5 protein-coding genes are annotated in these 15920 nt (G+C 40.6%); 1 reads left to right on the top strand and 4 read right to left on the bottom strand.

Going from position 1 to position 15920, the window contains the following annotated elements:
• Positions 1-11 precede the first annotated feature (11 nt).
• From ADU73_RS05505 to ADU73_RS05495, 3 genes are all read right to left on the bottom strand, one after another.
• Positions 12-10826: an MBG domain-containing protein gene (locus ADU73_RS05505; protein WP_062913259.1), complete on the bottom strand. Its 10815-nt coding sequence runs from the start codon at positions 10824-10826 to the stop codon at positions 12-14.
• Positions 10827-11280: 454 nt separating this feature from the next.
• Entirely contained in the window at positions 11281-14067 is a 2787-nt protein-coding gene (locus tag ADU73_RS05500) for a cation-translocating P-type ATPase (RefSeq protein ID WP_046870932.1), read from the bottom strand.
• A 185-nt stretch (positions 14068-14252) separates the two neighbouring features.
• Positions 14253-14585 carry an AzlD domain-containing protein gene (locus tag ADU73_RS05495; RefSeq protein ID WP_046870941.1) on the bottom strand — a complete coding sequence of 111 codons (333 nt, stop codon included), beginning with the start codon at positions 14583-14585 and terminating at the stop codon, positions 14253-14255.
• A gap of 277 nt (positions 14586-14862) precedes the next feature.
• Here ADU73_RS05495 and ADU73_RS10510 point away from each other — a divergent pair, with 277 nt between their 5' ends.
• Complete coding sequence (locus ADU73_RS10510; protein ID WP_158509298.1) at positions 14863-15000, top strand: hypothetical protein; 138 nt, start codon at positions 14863-14865, stop codon at positions 14998-15000.
• A 6-nt stretch (positions 15001-15006) separates the two neighbouring features.
• On the opposite strand, the gene ADU73_RS05490 is transcribed toward ADU73_RS10510, so the two are convergent.
• Positions 15007-15798: an AzlC family ABC transporter permease gene (locus ADU73_RS05490; protein ID WP_062913258.1), complete on the bottom strand. Its 792-nt coding sequence runs from the start codon at positions 15796-15798 to the stop codon at positions 15007-15009.
• Positions 15799-15920 lie beyond the last annotated feature (122 nt).

Genomic DNA, 15920 nt, shown 5'->3' with positions numbered 1-15920 from the left:
TTTCGAACTTGTTATTTCTCATCATCACGTTTCCGACGTTTTAATCCAAACAATGCAAGAAAACCGCTTAAGAGCATCATGCCAATCACTGAAAGAATATTTTCATGTTGTTCATCAGTTTGTGGCAATATTCCTGCTTTAACAACAGAAATATTTTTATTATCTTTCTGGTTTGAATTCTCCAAAGTTTCCAATTTAGCCTGTGAGCCTGCGGAATTCTTAACTCCTTCAGTAGTTGCACTTGAATTACCGGTTCCAGAATCAGAACCTGTACCAGGTGTGGTAGGTGTTGCCCCACCATTGCCTGGCTTATTATTGTTACCACCAGGGTTCGAAGGATTACCTGGATTAGTTCCATTACCGTCAGAAATCTTCTTATATTGAACAACAACTAAACTATCTTCTGGTTTATCCATTGTCGCCGTTGGAATTGATTCTGCCACATCACCACTGTTTGTATAACCAGCTAATGTTGGTGTTGTCACAGCATCAAAGACTCCCTGTGGTGTATAGGAAACTTCTCCGGTAGTCTTATTAGTCACAACCTTGTAAATTACCTTTTCGATAACATCACGTGGCGTCTGATTACCAGCACCCTCGTAATGAATGGTCCGAGTAACAGTAATTTCACTATATACAAGCTCATTGGTTGGTTTATAGGTAACCGTAACGGTTGAATCTGTTGGCTTAACTGTCGTAGTTTCAGGCGTATATCCAGCGACATCACCGCCATTTGTAAATCCAGCGATTTCTGGTGTATCTACTGTACTATACCCAGCCTCGGGTGTATAAACTGACTGACCAGTCGCATTGCTGGTTGCCACATCATAGGTAATCGACTGAACTTTATCCGCCGGGTTTCTTAATCCTGCCCCGGTGTAATGCACTGTCTGTGACACGATAATTTCACTGTGGGTAATAACGTCATTAATCGTGTACATTCCACTGATAAAATCTTTGTCAGTCAAATCATAATTTGGATTAGCCACGGCCACTTTAGCTTTGCCACTAGCGTTCAAACTAACCTCGTAGTCACCAACGTTTGTTGGAACACCTTCAACCACTTCACCAGTCGCCTTATCCACAAAGGTGAAATCTGCATTGGTTAAGTTACCCGGATCCTTGAGAGTAGATCCAATGGTGATGCTGAAATCTGGTGTGGGGTCACCATAATTTGATGACACATCATTGACTTTAACTTGCGTTGTGGTTTCGCCAGGCCCAGTCGTTGCTTTGACAATCGTCATCGATCCATCTACTACTGTAATGTCATAATTGCTGTTGACCGCATTTTGATCGGCAGCAACCGTTACATCATACTGACCAACATTAGTGTGATTATTGTTGCCAGTTGTATAGGTGATGGCTTCTCCATTGACAGCCCCGTCGACAATAACACTTAAGCTATGTGCTTTACCATCATACGTAATGTCGTCATTACTCGTGACTGTCAAACTTGCTTTAGCTTTATTGATTGAGACTTTGTTAACGAGTGCAGTTAAGTCACCTAAATCATAGTTACTATTTGCAACTTTAACCTTATCAATTCCACTTTCTGTTAACCTAACTTGATAATCACCTGCGTTAACTGGATCCTTAACCACATTACCATTGACGCCAAGATATTCGTAGTCGCCAGTTTCTAATGTAACATCAATCTCTGGTCCTTGAACCACTGGATTTTCATCAAATGTCTTGCCATCGTAAGTCTTGTTGATATTTTCACCTTGGGCATTACCAATGCTGATCTCGCCCTCAGGTGTCGTTGTCTTGACAATCGTCATTGAACCTTTAACGACCGTAATGTCATAGTTTTCGTTAACCGCAGTATCATCGGCAATTACGATCACATCATACTGACCAACATTAGTATTGCTGTTGTGATCAGTTGTATAAGTGATAGTTTCACCGTTAACTGCACCTTTAGAAACGACCTCTAAGCTATGTGCCTTACCATCGTACGTGACGTCATCATTACTTGTAACTGTTAAGGTTGCCTTGGCTCTACTAATTGTAGCTTTGTTGACAATCTTACTTAAATCGCCCAAGTCATAATCGCTGTTGGCATCAGTAACTGCTTTGATTCCGGATTCAGTTAACTTAATCGTGTAATTCCCTGCATTTTTAGGGCTTGTAACAACGTTACCGTCAGCGTCAAGATACTCATAGCCACCACTTGCTAAAGTTACATCTTTCTCTGGCCCTTGAACTACAGGGCTATCACTAAACGTCTTACCGTCATAAGTTTTACTGAAGCCTTCGCCATCTGCATCACCGATAGTGATTTCTCCTGGTGTTGTTGGTGCTTTAACAATTGTCATTAAACCCTTGCCGTCAATAATCTCATAGTTACTATTAACTGCATTATTGTCTGCGGTTGCCGTCACATCATATTGACCAGCTGTCGTCTGGCTATTATTTTCTGTCGTGTAGGTGATCGTCTCACCATTGACGACGCCAGTTACCTCAATATCTAAGCTGTGTGCATCGCCGTCGTACATAATATTGTCATTACTTACAATATTAATTTTAGCTGGCGCTTTGCGGATCGTGGCATCATTCGTCAAACTACTTAAGTTACCTAAATCATAATCACTATTTGCAGCCGTCACAGCTTTGATCCCAGACTCAGTCAGTTTAATTGTGTAATCATCGGCATTAACCGGCTTTGTAATGACATTACCTTTGGCATCCAAATATTCGTAGTCGCCACTTGCTAAAGTTACATCCTTTTCTGGTCCTTGAACCACAGGCCTTTCACCAAATGACTTACCATCATACGTCTTATTTAAATCATTACCATTCGCATTACCAATCGTAATTTCACCAGGCGTCGTTGGTGCTTTAACAATCGTCATTGAACCCGAACCATTGGCAATCTCATAGTTATTGTTAACTGCATTTTCATCTGCCGTTGCCGTCACATCGTATTGACCAACTATTGTCTGACTATTATTGACTGATTTATAAGTGATAGTTTCACCATTTACCGCACCAGCCACCTCAATAGCTAAACTATGTGCATCACCATCATAGGTAATGTCATCATTACTTGTAATGTTGACACTTGATTTTGCTTTATTAATTGTGGCCTTGTTGACCACGGCAGTTAGATCGCCTAATTCATAATTACTATTCGCAGTAGTGACCGCGTCAATCCCAGACTCAGTCAATTTAATCTTGTAATTGCCGACGTCTTTAAGATCTGTAACGACGTTATCGTCAGCGTCAAGATACTCATAGTCCCCACTTGCTAAAGTTACATCTTTCTCTGGCCCTTGAACTACAGTGCTATCACTAAACGTCTTTCCATCATACGTCTTATTTAAATCATTACCATTCGCATTACCAATCGTAATTTCACCAGATGTTGTTGGTGCTTTAACAATCGTCATTGAGCCGGTACCATTGGTAATCTCGTAGTTACTGTTAATTAAATTATCATCTGCATTGGCCAACACATCATATTGACCAACAGTTGTATGGTTATTGTTGACTGGTGTATAGGTAATCGTTTCACCATTGACTGCACCAGTCACTTCAATATCCAAGCTGTGTGTTGTACCATCATATGTGATGGCATCATCACTGGTGATATTGATGCTAGCCTTCGCTTTTTGAATTGTGGCCTTGTTAGCTAACACAGTTAAGTTGCCTAAGTCGTAATCACTGTTGGCATCTATGACCGCTTGGATCCCAAGATCGGTTAACTTAATTGTGTAATCGCCGGCATTTACCGGATCAAGCACTTTATTACCATCTTTATCGTAATATGCATACTCTTCGGTTGTTAGGGTAACATCTTTCTCTGGCCCTTGCACTACAGGGTTCCCACTAAACGTCTTACCATCATAAGTTTTATTGAGATCCTCACCATTTGCATCACCAACAGTGATCTCACCAGGCGTCGTTGGTGCTTTAACAATCGTCATCGAGCCAGGTTCAGAGGTGATCTCGTAGTTGCTGTTGACTGGATTGTCGTCATCAGCAGTGGCCGTCACATCATATTGTCCAACTGTCGTATGGTTATTGTTGGCTGGTGTATAGGTGATCGTCTCACCATCGACTGCACCAGTTACTTCAATATCCAAACTATGCGCATCGCCATCATACACAATGTTGTCATCACTAACGATATTAATATTCGCCGGTGCTCTATTAATCGTGGCATTATTCGTCAAACTACTTAAATCGCCCAAATCATAATTACTATTTGCGGCAGTGACCGCGTCAATTCCGGCTTTAGTTAATTTAATTGTGTAATGATCTGCGTTGACCGGATTATTAACTTTGTTACCATCTTTATCGTAATAGGCGTATTCACCAGGCGTTAAGGAAACATTATTTTCTGGTCCTTGTACTACTAACTCTGGATTTCCACTAAACGTCTTACCGTCATACGTTTTACTTAATTCAGCACCGTTTGCATCCCCAATGATAATCTCACCTGGCATCGTCGGAGCCTTTAAAATTGTCATTGATCCAGTTTCTGCTGTAATCTCGTAGTTGCTGTTAACCGCGTTTTTATCAGCCGTCGACGTAACATCATATTGGCCGACCGTCGTTTGACTATTGTTTTCAGCCGTATAGATGATCGTCTCACCATTGGCTGCCCCAACTACCTCAATTTTCAAACTGTGTGCCGTACCATCGTACGTAATGTCGTCATTGCTTGCGACGTTGATGCTTGCTTTCGCTTTATTAATCGTGGCCTCATTCGTCAAACTACTTAAATCACCTAAATCATAGTTACTATTTACGGCAGTAACGGCTTTAATTCCGGCATTGGTTAACTTAATTGTGTAATTGCCTGCGTTTTTAGGATCTTTAACAACAACACCGTTAGCATCCAGATACTCATAGTCACCGATTTCCAAAGTGACATCTTTTTCTGGTCCTTGCACTACTGGACTGCCATCAAATGTTTTTCCGTCGTACGTCTTATTGAGGTTTTCGCCATTTACATCCCCGATAGTAATTTCACCAGGAGCTATTGGTGCTTTAACAATCACCATTGAGCCAGTTCCTGCGGTAATTTCATAGTTACTGTTAACCGCGTTATCATCAGCAGTTGCCGCGACATCATATTGGCCGACCGTTGTCTGAATGTTGTTGGTAACTAGATAAGTGATCGTTTCACCGTTTACCGCGCCAGTCACGGCAACATCCAAACTATGCGCAGCACCATCATACGTAATCTTGTCATTACTTGTGATGTTGATACTTGCCTTCGCTTTATTAATCGTGGCATTATTCGTCAAAATGCTTAAGTCACCTAATTCATATCCACTATTTTCATCTGTAACGGCCTTGATTCCGGCTTCCGTAAATTTGATCATATAATTACCTGCATTTACAGGATCCGTAATTTCGTTGCCACCTTCATCGTAAAACGCGTACTCCCCATTTGCTAAGGTGACATCTTTTTCTGGTCCTTGCACGACTATTGCTGAATTCTCGGTGAATGTCTTCCCATCGTAAGTCTTACTCAAGTCATAACCATTCGCATCACCAATACTAATCTGGCCTTCCGGTATTGTTGCTTTCACAATCGTCATTGAGCCATTAGTGACCATAATATTGTAATTGTCATTGATGGCATCATCGTCAGCGGTTGCTGCAACATCATATTGACCAACAGCTGTATGACTATTGTTGGTAACTGTATACGCGATTGTTTCACCGTTTACTGCACCAGTCACGGCAACATCCAAACTGTGTGCCGCACCATCATACGTAATCTTGTCATTACTTACGATATTAATATTTGCATTCGCCTTTTTAATGGTAGCGTTATTTGTTAAACTGCTTAATTCACCTAAATCAAAATTACGATTTGCATCAGTAACCACTTTGATCCCAGATTCAGTTAATTTAATCGTGTAATCACCAGCATTAACCGGATCGGTAATAACATTACCGTTAGCGTCCAAATACTCGTAATCGCCACTTGATAAGGTAACATCTTTCTCTGGTCCTTGAACCACAGGGCTTTCATCAAACGTTTTGCCATTGTAAGTTTTCTCAAGATCATTTCCGTTTGCGTCACCGATGATGATTTCACCAGGTGTTATTGGTGCCTTGACAATCTTCATCGAACCAGACCCAGGAGTGATTTCATAGTTACTATTTATTGCATTTGCATCCGCATTTGCCGATACATCATATTGACCGACTGCCGTGTGACTATTATTAGTAACTGTATAGGTGATTGTCTCGCCATTGACAGCCCCAATTGCCTCAGTATCTAAACTATGCGCAGCACCATCATAAGTGATGTTGTCATTACTTGTGATATTAATCTTTGCTTGTGCTTTTTGAATTGTGGCATTATTCGTCAAATTACTTAGATTACCCAAGTCATAATCACTATTCGCATCAGTAACCGCGTTGATTCCATATTGGGTCAGTTTGATCGTATAACTTCCAGCGTTAACGGGATCTGTAACAATCTTCCCGTTAGCGTCCAAATACTCATAATCATCGTTTGTTAGGGTAACATCAGTCTCTGGTCCTTGAACTATAGGGCTGCCACTAAATGTTTGGCCATTATAAGTCTTTTTGAGATCTTCAGCATTTGCATCCCCAATAGTAATTTCACCAGGAGTTACTGGCGCTTTGACGATTGTCATTGAGCCATTTTTTACGGCAATCTCATAGTTGCTATTAACAACATTAGCATCAGCAATTGCCGTAACCGTGTACTGGCCGACCGTCGTATGACTATTGTTGACAGATGCGTAAGTGATTTTTTCGCCATTCACTGCCCCAGTTACTTCAATATTCAAACTATGTGCATTACCATCATACGTGATCTTGTCATTGCTAATAATACTAATAGTCGCTTTTGCTTTATTAATTGTTACCGAACCAGTCATTACATCACTTGCTGCCGCCAATTGATAATTGCCGTTAGTCGCCTTGCTAAGGGCCTCATTAGCCGCCTTCAAACCTGCAGTATTTAAATTAAATTCATACGAATTGACATTAGTTCCGTTAGTTACAAAATCAACGTCTTCATTTGATAACGGAACTTTAAGCGTTGTTGCTGAACCATCATTAACAGCAATCACTACATACAAATCAGTTGTACCGCTTGCTTTTGTAGTCCCGTCATAATCAAAATTAGTTTTGCTTAATTCGGCAGCTACTTTAGCAGAAACAATAATAAATGGTGCCGTGGCCGAATCAAATGAAACCGTATAGTTAGATCCAGTTACCGATGTAATCGCATTTTGAATAGCCATCTTACCGGTGTTACTTAATGTGACTTCATAAGTGCCGCTGTTAGTTCCACCACTGACTAGCTGAATATCACTATCTTTCAATGCATACGTAACGCCACTTAGCAACGTAATTTTATAGTTACCGGCGGATGGTGACTGCTGCACACCAGTATATTGCTCAGTTTCAGTGCTACTTAAAGTCACTGTGGTAGACACTGGTGTGATGATGAACGTACCAGTCGTCTTGCCCAATGTCACTGCAGTATAGTTACCACCAGTTGCGGATGTAAGGGCCGTCGTAATATTTGTTAAACCAGTCTTCGTTAACTGAACCGTATATGACCCGACATTTTTACCGTCACTACCACTAGTTAATGCAATATCTCCAGCCTTCAACGTATATGTTGTCCCGTTTGACAAAGTAACGTTGTAGTAACCAGCAGTTGGGCTCTGTATCACGCCAGTAAAAGGTACGGTTTGACTACCCGTTAAGTTAACTGTAGCAGTAGCTGCCGTAATGATATAAGTACCGTTAGCAGGTGTAACGGTATAGTTTTGCGCGGTACCACCTTCAACTTGGGATGCTGCTAATTTGGTTTTTCCAGCTGCACTAAATTGAACCGTATAAGCCCCAACAGTTGTAGGAATTGTTACAACTGTTTGCCCGTCAGCCGCTAGATACTCAAAATCGCTAGAAGCCCATGAAATCGTTGGCGGAATCATACTACCAGAGATAACTGTATAGACTACCGTTGCCGTTGTGCCTGTTGCTGCACCATCATAAACTTTTGTAGCTGAACTAATCGTTGCTGTAATTGGCGCTTTTGTAATTACAAAAGTTGTGCCACTTGCTACTTCAAAAGTCGCCGGATTATAATTTGTCCCAGTCGCTGCTGTAATTGCTGCCTGCGCGGCCGTTTTTCCAGTTTCACTCAAAACAACACTATAGGTGCCTGTATTAATACCACCACTAACTAACTGAATATCACTATCTCTTAACGAATATGAGACACCGGTTGGTAAGGTAATTTTATAGTTGCTGGCTTTCGGCGTTTGCTGCGCACCAGTATATTGCTCAGTTTCAGCACCACTCAATGTTACCTTGGTATCCGCTGCTGTAATAACAAATGAACCAGTTGCTGTATTAAAACTAATTGCATAGCTATTGCCAATTGCTGCTGTAATATTGCTGACGCCAACTGTACTTAGTTCGAGAGCGTACGTGCCGACATCCTTACCGCCACTTACCAACTGGATATCACTATCTTTTAACGGATATGAGACACCGGTTGGTAAGGTAATTTTATAGTTGCTGGCTTTCGGTGTTTGCTGCATACCAGTATACTGCTCAGTTTCGGTACCGCTGAGGGTTACTGTAGCATTGACTTTGTAGTAGAGTGTTATTGCTGTAATTGCCTTGCCATTTGCATCCGTTACATACATATTTCCATTAGCATCTAATGCAGTGAAATTAATCACTGTTGCAGCAGCATTTTTGGCATCGGTTGCACTAAACGTATACCCAGTAATTGTCGGAACCATCGGATTAGTAGTTGTCGTGCCGTTAATCTTTGTGTCTCCATATGAGCCCGTCAAAGTTGCATCTTTTGAAATCATATTGCCAGCATAATCTTGATAGTGTACCGTAACTGGCGCCGTTTGCTTGTTGTAGATCAAGCTCACATTGGAGCTGCCGACTACAAAATCTGAAGATACTGTATTTTGTAAGACATATCCAGGAACCTTCGGCGCTACTACAGATAACGCAGCAGTTGCCGTCCCAGCAGTAATTGCTGCATTGGCACTCGCTTGATCCGCGAACACTCGAATGGTATCCCCGATATTACCAATAATTGTATGAGTAATAGTTCCAGGTAGTGTTGTACCTGCGCTATCTATTTCTTTATAAGTTACTGTTGAGGTTGCCTTAGTATAGCTATAATTATTAATCTGAACGCCAAAAGCATTAAAGTCATCCCCGGTGGACGCTGCGATCGACAATGACATCCCGACTTTTTGAGCAGCCGTCAATGTACGCGTCCACACTGTCGCACTAGTTGCGCCGGTGGGTTTATAAATTTGATTCTGATTATCGTTATCTGGAATGGTGATTGTCAATACTCCAGTGGTAGCATTGTATGAGATGGAAAATGCATGTGCTTTACCATCTATCATGTTATTATTCATAGCCACTACTTGAGACGTCTTATCAATTGCACTAACGTTTCCATATCCAGTAAGAAGATTTCCTTGTCCTTGTCTTGTGTTAGGGTTCAACTTTCCAGTACTATCCGTTGTTCGCCATGAAATAGTAGCAGCTGTCAAAAAGGGGTTCCCTAATATAGCATCTGCGTTATCGAAATCGCCATACGCGCCACTATTATAATGTTCGTCAAGTGCCAATCCAAATGAATTAGCTAGACCTCCTAAGCCTAAGTTACCACCAGTGCTGGCAGTTCCAAGTGAGGAAGGGTTACCTGGACTAAAGACAAAGGTCAGGCCATCAGCTGCTTTGCTGACATTGTCCCCAAGATAGATAGTCCCTGACATACTAAAATCAGAACTAAAATTAAGTTGATTATCTAATACCAAATAGCCAGATTGATTCTGTGTTTTCGTAGTTAAGCTTGAATAACCATTTCCGCTTGGTAAAGTAGCTGTTCCAGCTGCCGTAAAATCTTGAGCAACTGTACTGGAAGTCCCAGTATATTTATCACCAGCCTTATTAATATTTGCCACATCATTTAAATTAGGAACAACGACATTTGCATCTTTAGCCTCAATTACCACCTGCGTATTTAAGTTGGCTTTATCAACCAGTGCTTTAACAGCCGTTTCGTCTGCACCAACGGCAAGCGCGATCACCACGGTACCATCAGTTTGGGTCGTAACAACTGAACCCGCCGGCAATTTGGTTTGTAACGTTGTCAATGCACTGGAGATAGGTGCTGCTGCCTTGCTTATTTTGGCAACGCTAGAACTTGTAGATACAGCAGATACACTTGTGGAATTGTTTGCAACAGATGCTTCCGTATATACTTCACTGTTTAAATCACCAGACACAGCATTTTTAGAATTAACTGCTGAAGGCCCAGCACTAGCCACCGAATTTAAAGTTTTCCCAGAGCTGGCCTGAGCTGTTACTGAAGATCCACTTAAACTGCTAGCTGAAGAAATAGTTTCATTAGTTGTAGAGCTTGCCACTGCACTGGTCAGTTGACTAGAGTCAGTTGAACTTTCTTTGGTAATTGCTGATGTGCTGGCAACCGTACTTGTTGCACCGCCTGAACTACTTTTTTGACTGCCACTATCAGTTGCTGTGCTCGCACTAGCAGCTACTACATCCGTGACTTCGGTACTTGAACCAGATGAGGAATTCACTGCACTGCTAGCTGATATCACTTCACTTGAAGAATTCAAATCAGTATCTGCATTCGCAGTTGGCAGTCCAAAGGAAATTCCTGCTCCAAAAAACAGAATGGTAATTCCGGCAAATAACCAATTTCTTCCAATTTTATACATTTTATAATGTTCCGTCCGTTGAGCAGAATCCCGCAATAATTTCATCTTTTTCTTATACTTCTTATTTCCATTTAACATAACAGCCCCTCCGTTTCCCATAAAAACCGCAAAAGTTATCTTGTAAGCGCTTTATTATAACATGATTTATCACAATACGTATATAAAGTATGTTCATTTTTTAGAAGTGAATTTATCATTTATACCAATTGAAACAAAAAAGTGCCTTATGTCAAGCTTTCAAACTTTTGAAGGCCAAAAATATTTTTTTGCCGATGCACTAAGAAAATGATAAATTCATTAAAATGATTGTTTTTATGTCTTTGATCATCTCATATATAAAAATCTGCAGATAGTACTGGCAAAACCGGGTAGCTGGGACAAGACTCTGTTTTTTTAAATCCGAAAAATATCATTTCTTTCTACAATCGCCAATTACACCACAAAAAACAGAATTAGCCGTCGTTTAACTACTAATCCTGTCCCAAGTTGTTCTTATTTAAATTAAATTGTTTACTTACTAGCTTCCCGTATATCACCAAATCTTAATCCCAAATATTTCCTTCAATCCTGACAATACAAACGTCGGAATGGCAGGTAAGAAAATAACGGCAAGATACAATTCCCAAGTAAGGGGACTCGTTCCCATCAACATATTAAAGAATGGCAACATCGTAATTGAAAGCGATGAAATTCCCGCAAATAAAACTGCGGCAATTAAATACATGTTACTAAATGGATTCCGTCTAAATAACGTGTGCGCACTTCGCGCATCAAACGCATGCCATAACTGCCCAAATACTAACGTAAGGAAAGCAATTGTTTGAGCCTCGTTCGTTTGCAAACCAGCACTAGCAGCCCAGTAAAAAGCCACAAACACGGCAAGTCCCATCACAAAACCACGAATTAAAACGCGTGACAAAAGATGATTAGCTAGTAAAGATTGGTTCACATCGCGAGGTTTCTCCGCCATGATATCATGTTCCGGTTCATCATACCCCATTGCAAACGAAGGCAAGGAATCGCTGATCATATTAACCCACAGAACCATGATTGTAGTTAAAGTTGGCGTTAGTTCGGAAACATGGCCAATCGGTTGTGTAATTAAAAAGGTTCCCAGCAAAATGGATAGCACTTCTGCGACGTTGGTGGTCAGTTCTTGACGCATAAAATTTTTGATGTTTGCAAAAATTGTCCGTCCAGCCGAAACTGACTTTTCAATCGTTGTAAATTTATCATCCATCAAAATAAGATCGGCTGAATCCTTTGTTACCTCAGTCCCATTAATGCCCATGGCAATACCAATGTCAGCAGCGCGCAAAGCAGGTGCATCATTCACACCATCCCCTGTCATGGCAACAATTTCGTTATGCTTTTGCAGTGCTTTAATAATGCGCTGTTTATGTTCTGGTGACACCCGCGCGTAAACTCGAATATCGGGTACCAATTCAAACAGCTCATCATCAGACATTTTTTCGATTTCATAACCTTCAACCACGCGGCCTTCTTTATCTTTTACAAGTCCAAGTCGATAAGCAATGGCACGGGCCGTGGCCGCATGATCACCCGTAATCATAACTACTTCAACTGATGCTTTATGCAAAACAGCGATCGATTTTTTCACTTCTGGTCTTGGTGGATCAATAATCCCCACAATCCCCAATACAGTAAGCTTTTTCTCTAAATCTGTTTGCGTGCCGTTAAGCGCCTCATCCTTAGTTAAATCTCTTTTGGCAACTGCAATAGTTCGCAGTGCATCATTGGCATAATCCGAAACTTGTTTTTCCAGTGTTTCTTTTGCTTCACTAATTGAAACCAACTTATTATTAAACATAGCGTCCTTAGTATGTTGCATGATAACATCCGGAGCGCCTTTAGTAAGAATTTGATATTCATCACCAATTTTGATAATGGTACTCATCATTTTACGCGTACTCTCAAACGGAAATACGCGAAGAATATCACAATCTTTTTCACCAGTCTCACTCAACAGTTTATCTCGTGATATTTTTGCTTTACGACCTAACACAATCAAAGCCACATCAGTCGGATTACCCAACGGTTCGTAATTGTCTGCATCATTACGCTGAATCTGAGCCTCATTATTCAAAACAGCGCTTTGTAAGAATGGCGTAAAATCAGATTCTTGTACATTTTTACCATCTTTAACTGAATGAATTTCCCCAACTGGATCATACCCATTGCCATCGACCGCAAAGTTAACCCCATTGGAAAAGAAACGAGTAACTGTCATCTCATTTTTAGTCAACGTTCCCGTTTTATCAGATGCAATAAAAGTCGTCGCTCCAAGGGTCTCCACACTACTCAGTGACTTAATTAGTCCATTATTGCGGGCTAACGAACGTGCCCCAATCGTTAAAACAATTGAAAGCACTACTGGCATTGAATCAGGAATCGCAGCGACTGCCAACGCAATGGCACCAGAAATACTATTCATTAATCCAGTGACCGAAATTGTATTTGTATTAAGATACTCTTTAACCAAATCAAACGTGATTGCCACAACGACCACCCCTGCGGCTGCCACCATCAATCGTTTTGTTAATTGACTCACTGTTCGTTCAATTGGTGTTTTTTCTTGTTTAGTTTGCTGTAATAAGTCAGCAATTTTACCTAATTCAGTCTGCATCCCAGTGGCAGTCACCACTCCGATACCACTTCCATTAACTACTGTTGACCCAGAAAATCCCATGTTGGTTCGATCGCCCAGCTCGGTGTCCTCAGGTAAGGAATCACGTGTTTTCTCAACAGCCTCGGCTTCACCAGTTAAATGAGATTCATTCACTTGGAGTTCATTTACCGAAAGCCAGCGTAAATCAGCTTCGATGAAATCGCCCATTTTAACATCCACAATATCACCGGGAACTAGTTGATCAGCATCGATTTTTTGCCATGTTTCATCACGTAAAACATTTGATTGATGACGTGAGTCCGAACTCAAGGCATCTAGCGATTTTTTAGCCGTCGATTTTTGCCAGTAAGTCAGGCTGGAATTAACCAAAATTACAATTAAAATAACGAGCCCTTCGTAGATCGCCGACATGCCATGATCGAAATCATTTCTGACAAGAAAATCATAACTTGCACTAATTAATGTTAAAGCAATTGCAATCCATAAAATAATAATAATCGGTTCTGTCAAAGACTTTAAAAAAACTTTCCAGCCCGGTTCTTGTTGCTCATGTTGCATTTCATTTAGCCCATATTTTTTGAGCCTAGCATTAGCCACCTCAGTTGTTAAACCATCGTGGCGCGAAGTTTCTAGTTGTTCAAGTATGTCATGACGATGCTGTGAATACATTGCGGAGTCCTCCTTAAGAATGGCTACGTACAATCATAAATAAAAAATTATCATATTTAGAATTATCACAGAGAAGAGAACTAACCGTCAACTTAAACGCTGGCCCACAAATTTAAAAAGAACCAGATTGACATCCTTAATGGATGTCAATCTGGTTCTGCACATTTTAAAGTTCTTATTTACATTTACATAACCATCGATAGCAAAATGACCGACACAAGTCCAAACACCACAGAGAGTGCCATCGACCGTGTCCAGTAGGAAATAACAATGACAATTAATGAGGCTAAAATCAAATCAAGTTTTCCAGAAATCACAAACTTATAGGAATTTGAAATAAAGAGATCTTTGACCACAATTGCAGTAAACAAAGAGACCGGAACATATTTCATCCAGTTATTAAACCAATCTGGGATTTTCCGATTTGAAAAGAAAAGAATCGGTATGTATCGCGGACCAAGTGCGACAAAGAAACCTAAAATAACAATTAACAAATGGTCAGTTGTACTATAATTCATATCACAATCTCCTGAAGTAGTGCCAGTTCTTGCGGCCCGAACTGTGGCCACAAGAATGGTCATCGTCCGAAACATGCAAGATTCTTAGCGCCCTTGGCTAAGAATTTTCCTTTACTGTGAAGTAGTGCCAGTTCTTGCGGCCCGAACTGTGGGCCACAAGAATGGTCATCGTCCGAAACATGCAAGATTCTTAGCGCTCTTGGCTAAGAATTTTCCTTTACTGTGAAGTCATAAATCTATCCGAAACGTGTTTAAAAGAGCACTAACCTCCGTGTCGATGTCGATTGCACTAAGCCAAAAATCGGCAAGTACAAGTCGCAGCTTTCTCCGCTTAGCTACGTTTAACAAACGACCCACTAAGAACCGTGGATCATTTGTTAAACTAGGCTATGTTCAAAAGCTAAACGCTCTTTGAAACACTCTAAATATCGATATCTTCCTTATCCACCTCTGGTTGCCCCGATGGATCATGGATCTTATACAACAAATGACTGTTTGGCCAGCGTTTTTTTACATAGCCTTCGATCATGAAACCTAAGAAAGATGCAATCAAAGTTGAGATAACTAAACCTAATGTACTCTTGGTCAGCATCATAAAGACAGCCGACAATACTCCAGCAACTACTGAAATCAATAAAATAAGCCGGGTTTTAAGTTGCATCACAATCATATACAAGAACAATGCTGTTAATGCAAAGTTAACTACCGTTAGGTCAATTGAAACCGCACTTCCAATTAAACTACCAACGACATTTGCAATGGTCCACACTAACAATGACCAGTGCTCAACTTGCAGCGCATCTTTTGGTGTCCAATTACGATCCGTTACAAATTTCAAATAATTTATTGCGTAGTTTTCATCATTCATTGAAATTGCAAAGAAAAATAAAAAGCGATTATTTTGGCCCTTTAAATAGCCTGCCAAACTGGAACCCAACAAAGCATACCGTAACTCAAGGAAAAATAGCATTAACACAATGGTCAGGATCGGTGCGGTTGTGGTTAACATCTGAGCAATCATAAATTGCGCACCACCCGAAAATACGAAAATGGATACTAACCCGGTCAAGATCGTATTAAAACCAGAAGTATGTAAAAGAATGCCACAAGCTAGTCCAATTGGTATGTAACTCAAGCACAGCGGCCAGACTTCTTTGAGCGTCACCCGCCATTGTGGTCCATTTTCAATCTGTTTCACAATTTGTTCCTCCATTACATCTTCAAAACTGGATCATAATTACTGAAAATACAAGAAAGCACTGCGAAGTAATTCTAACATTTTCAACCAATATTGAATAGTAACATTTTTCTGTTTTTCGCATAAATCATGAATAA

The organism is Pediococcus damnosus (assembly GCF_001611155.1).
In the GTDB taxonomy this organism is placed as follows: Bacteria; Bacillota; Bacilli; order Lactobacillales; family Lactobacillaceae; genus Pediococcus; species Pediococcus damnosus.
Note: the sequence above shows the minus strand (reverse complement) of the source record. Positions and strands in the feature narration are given on the sequence as shown.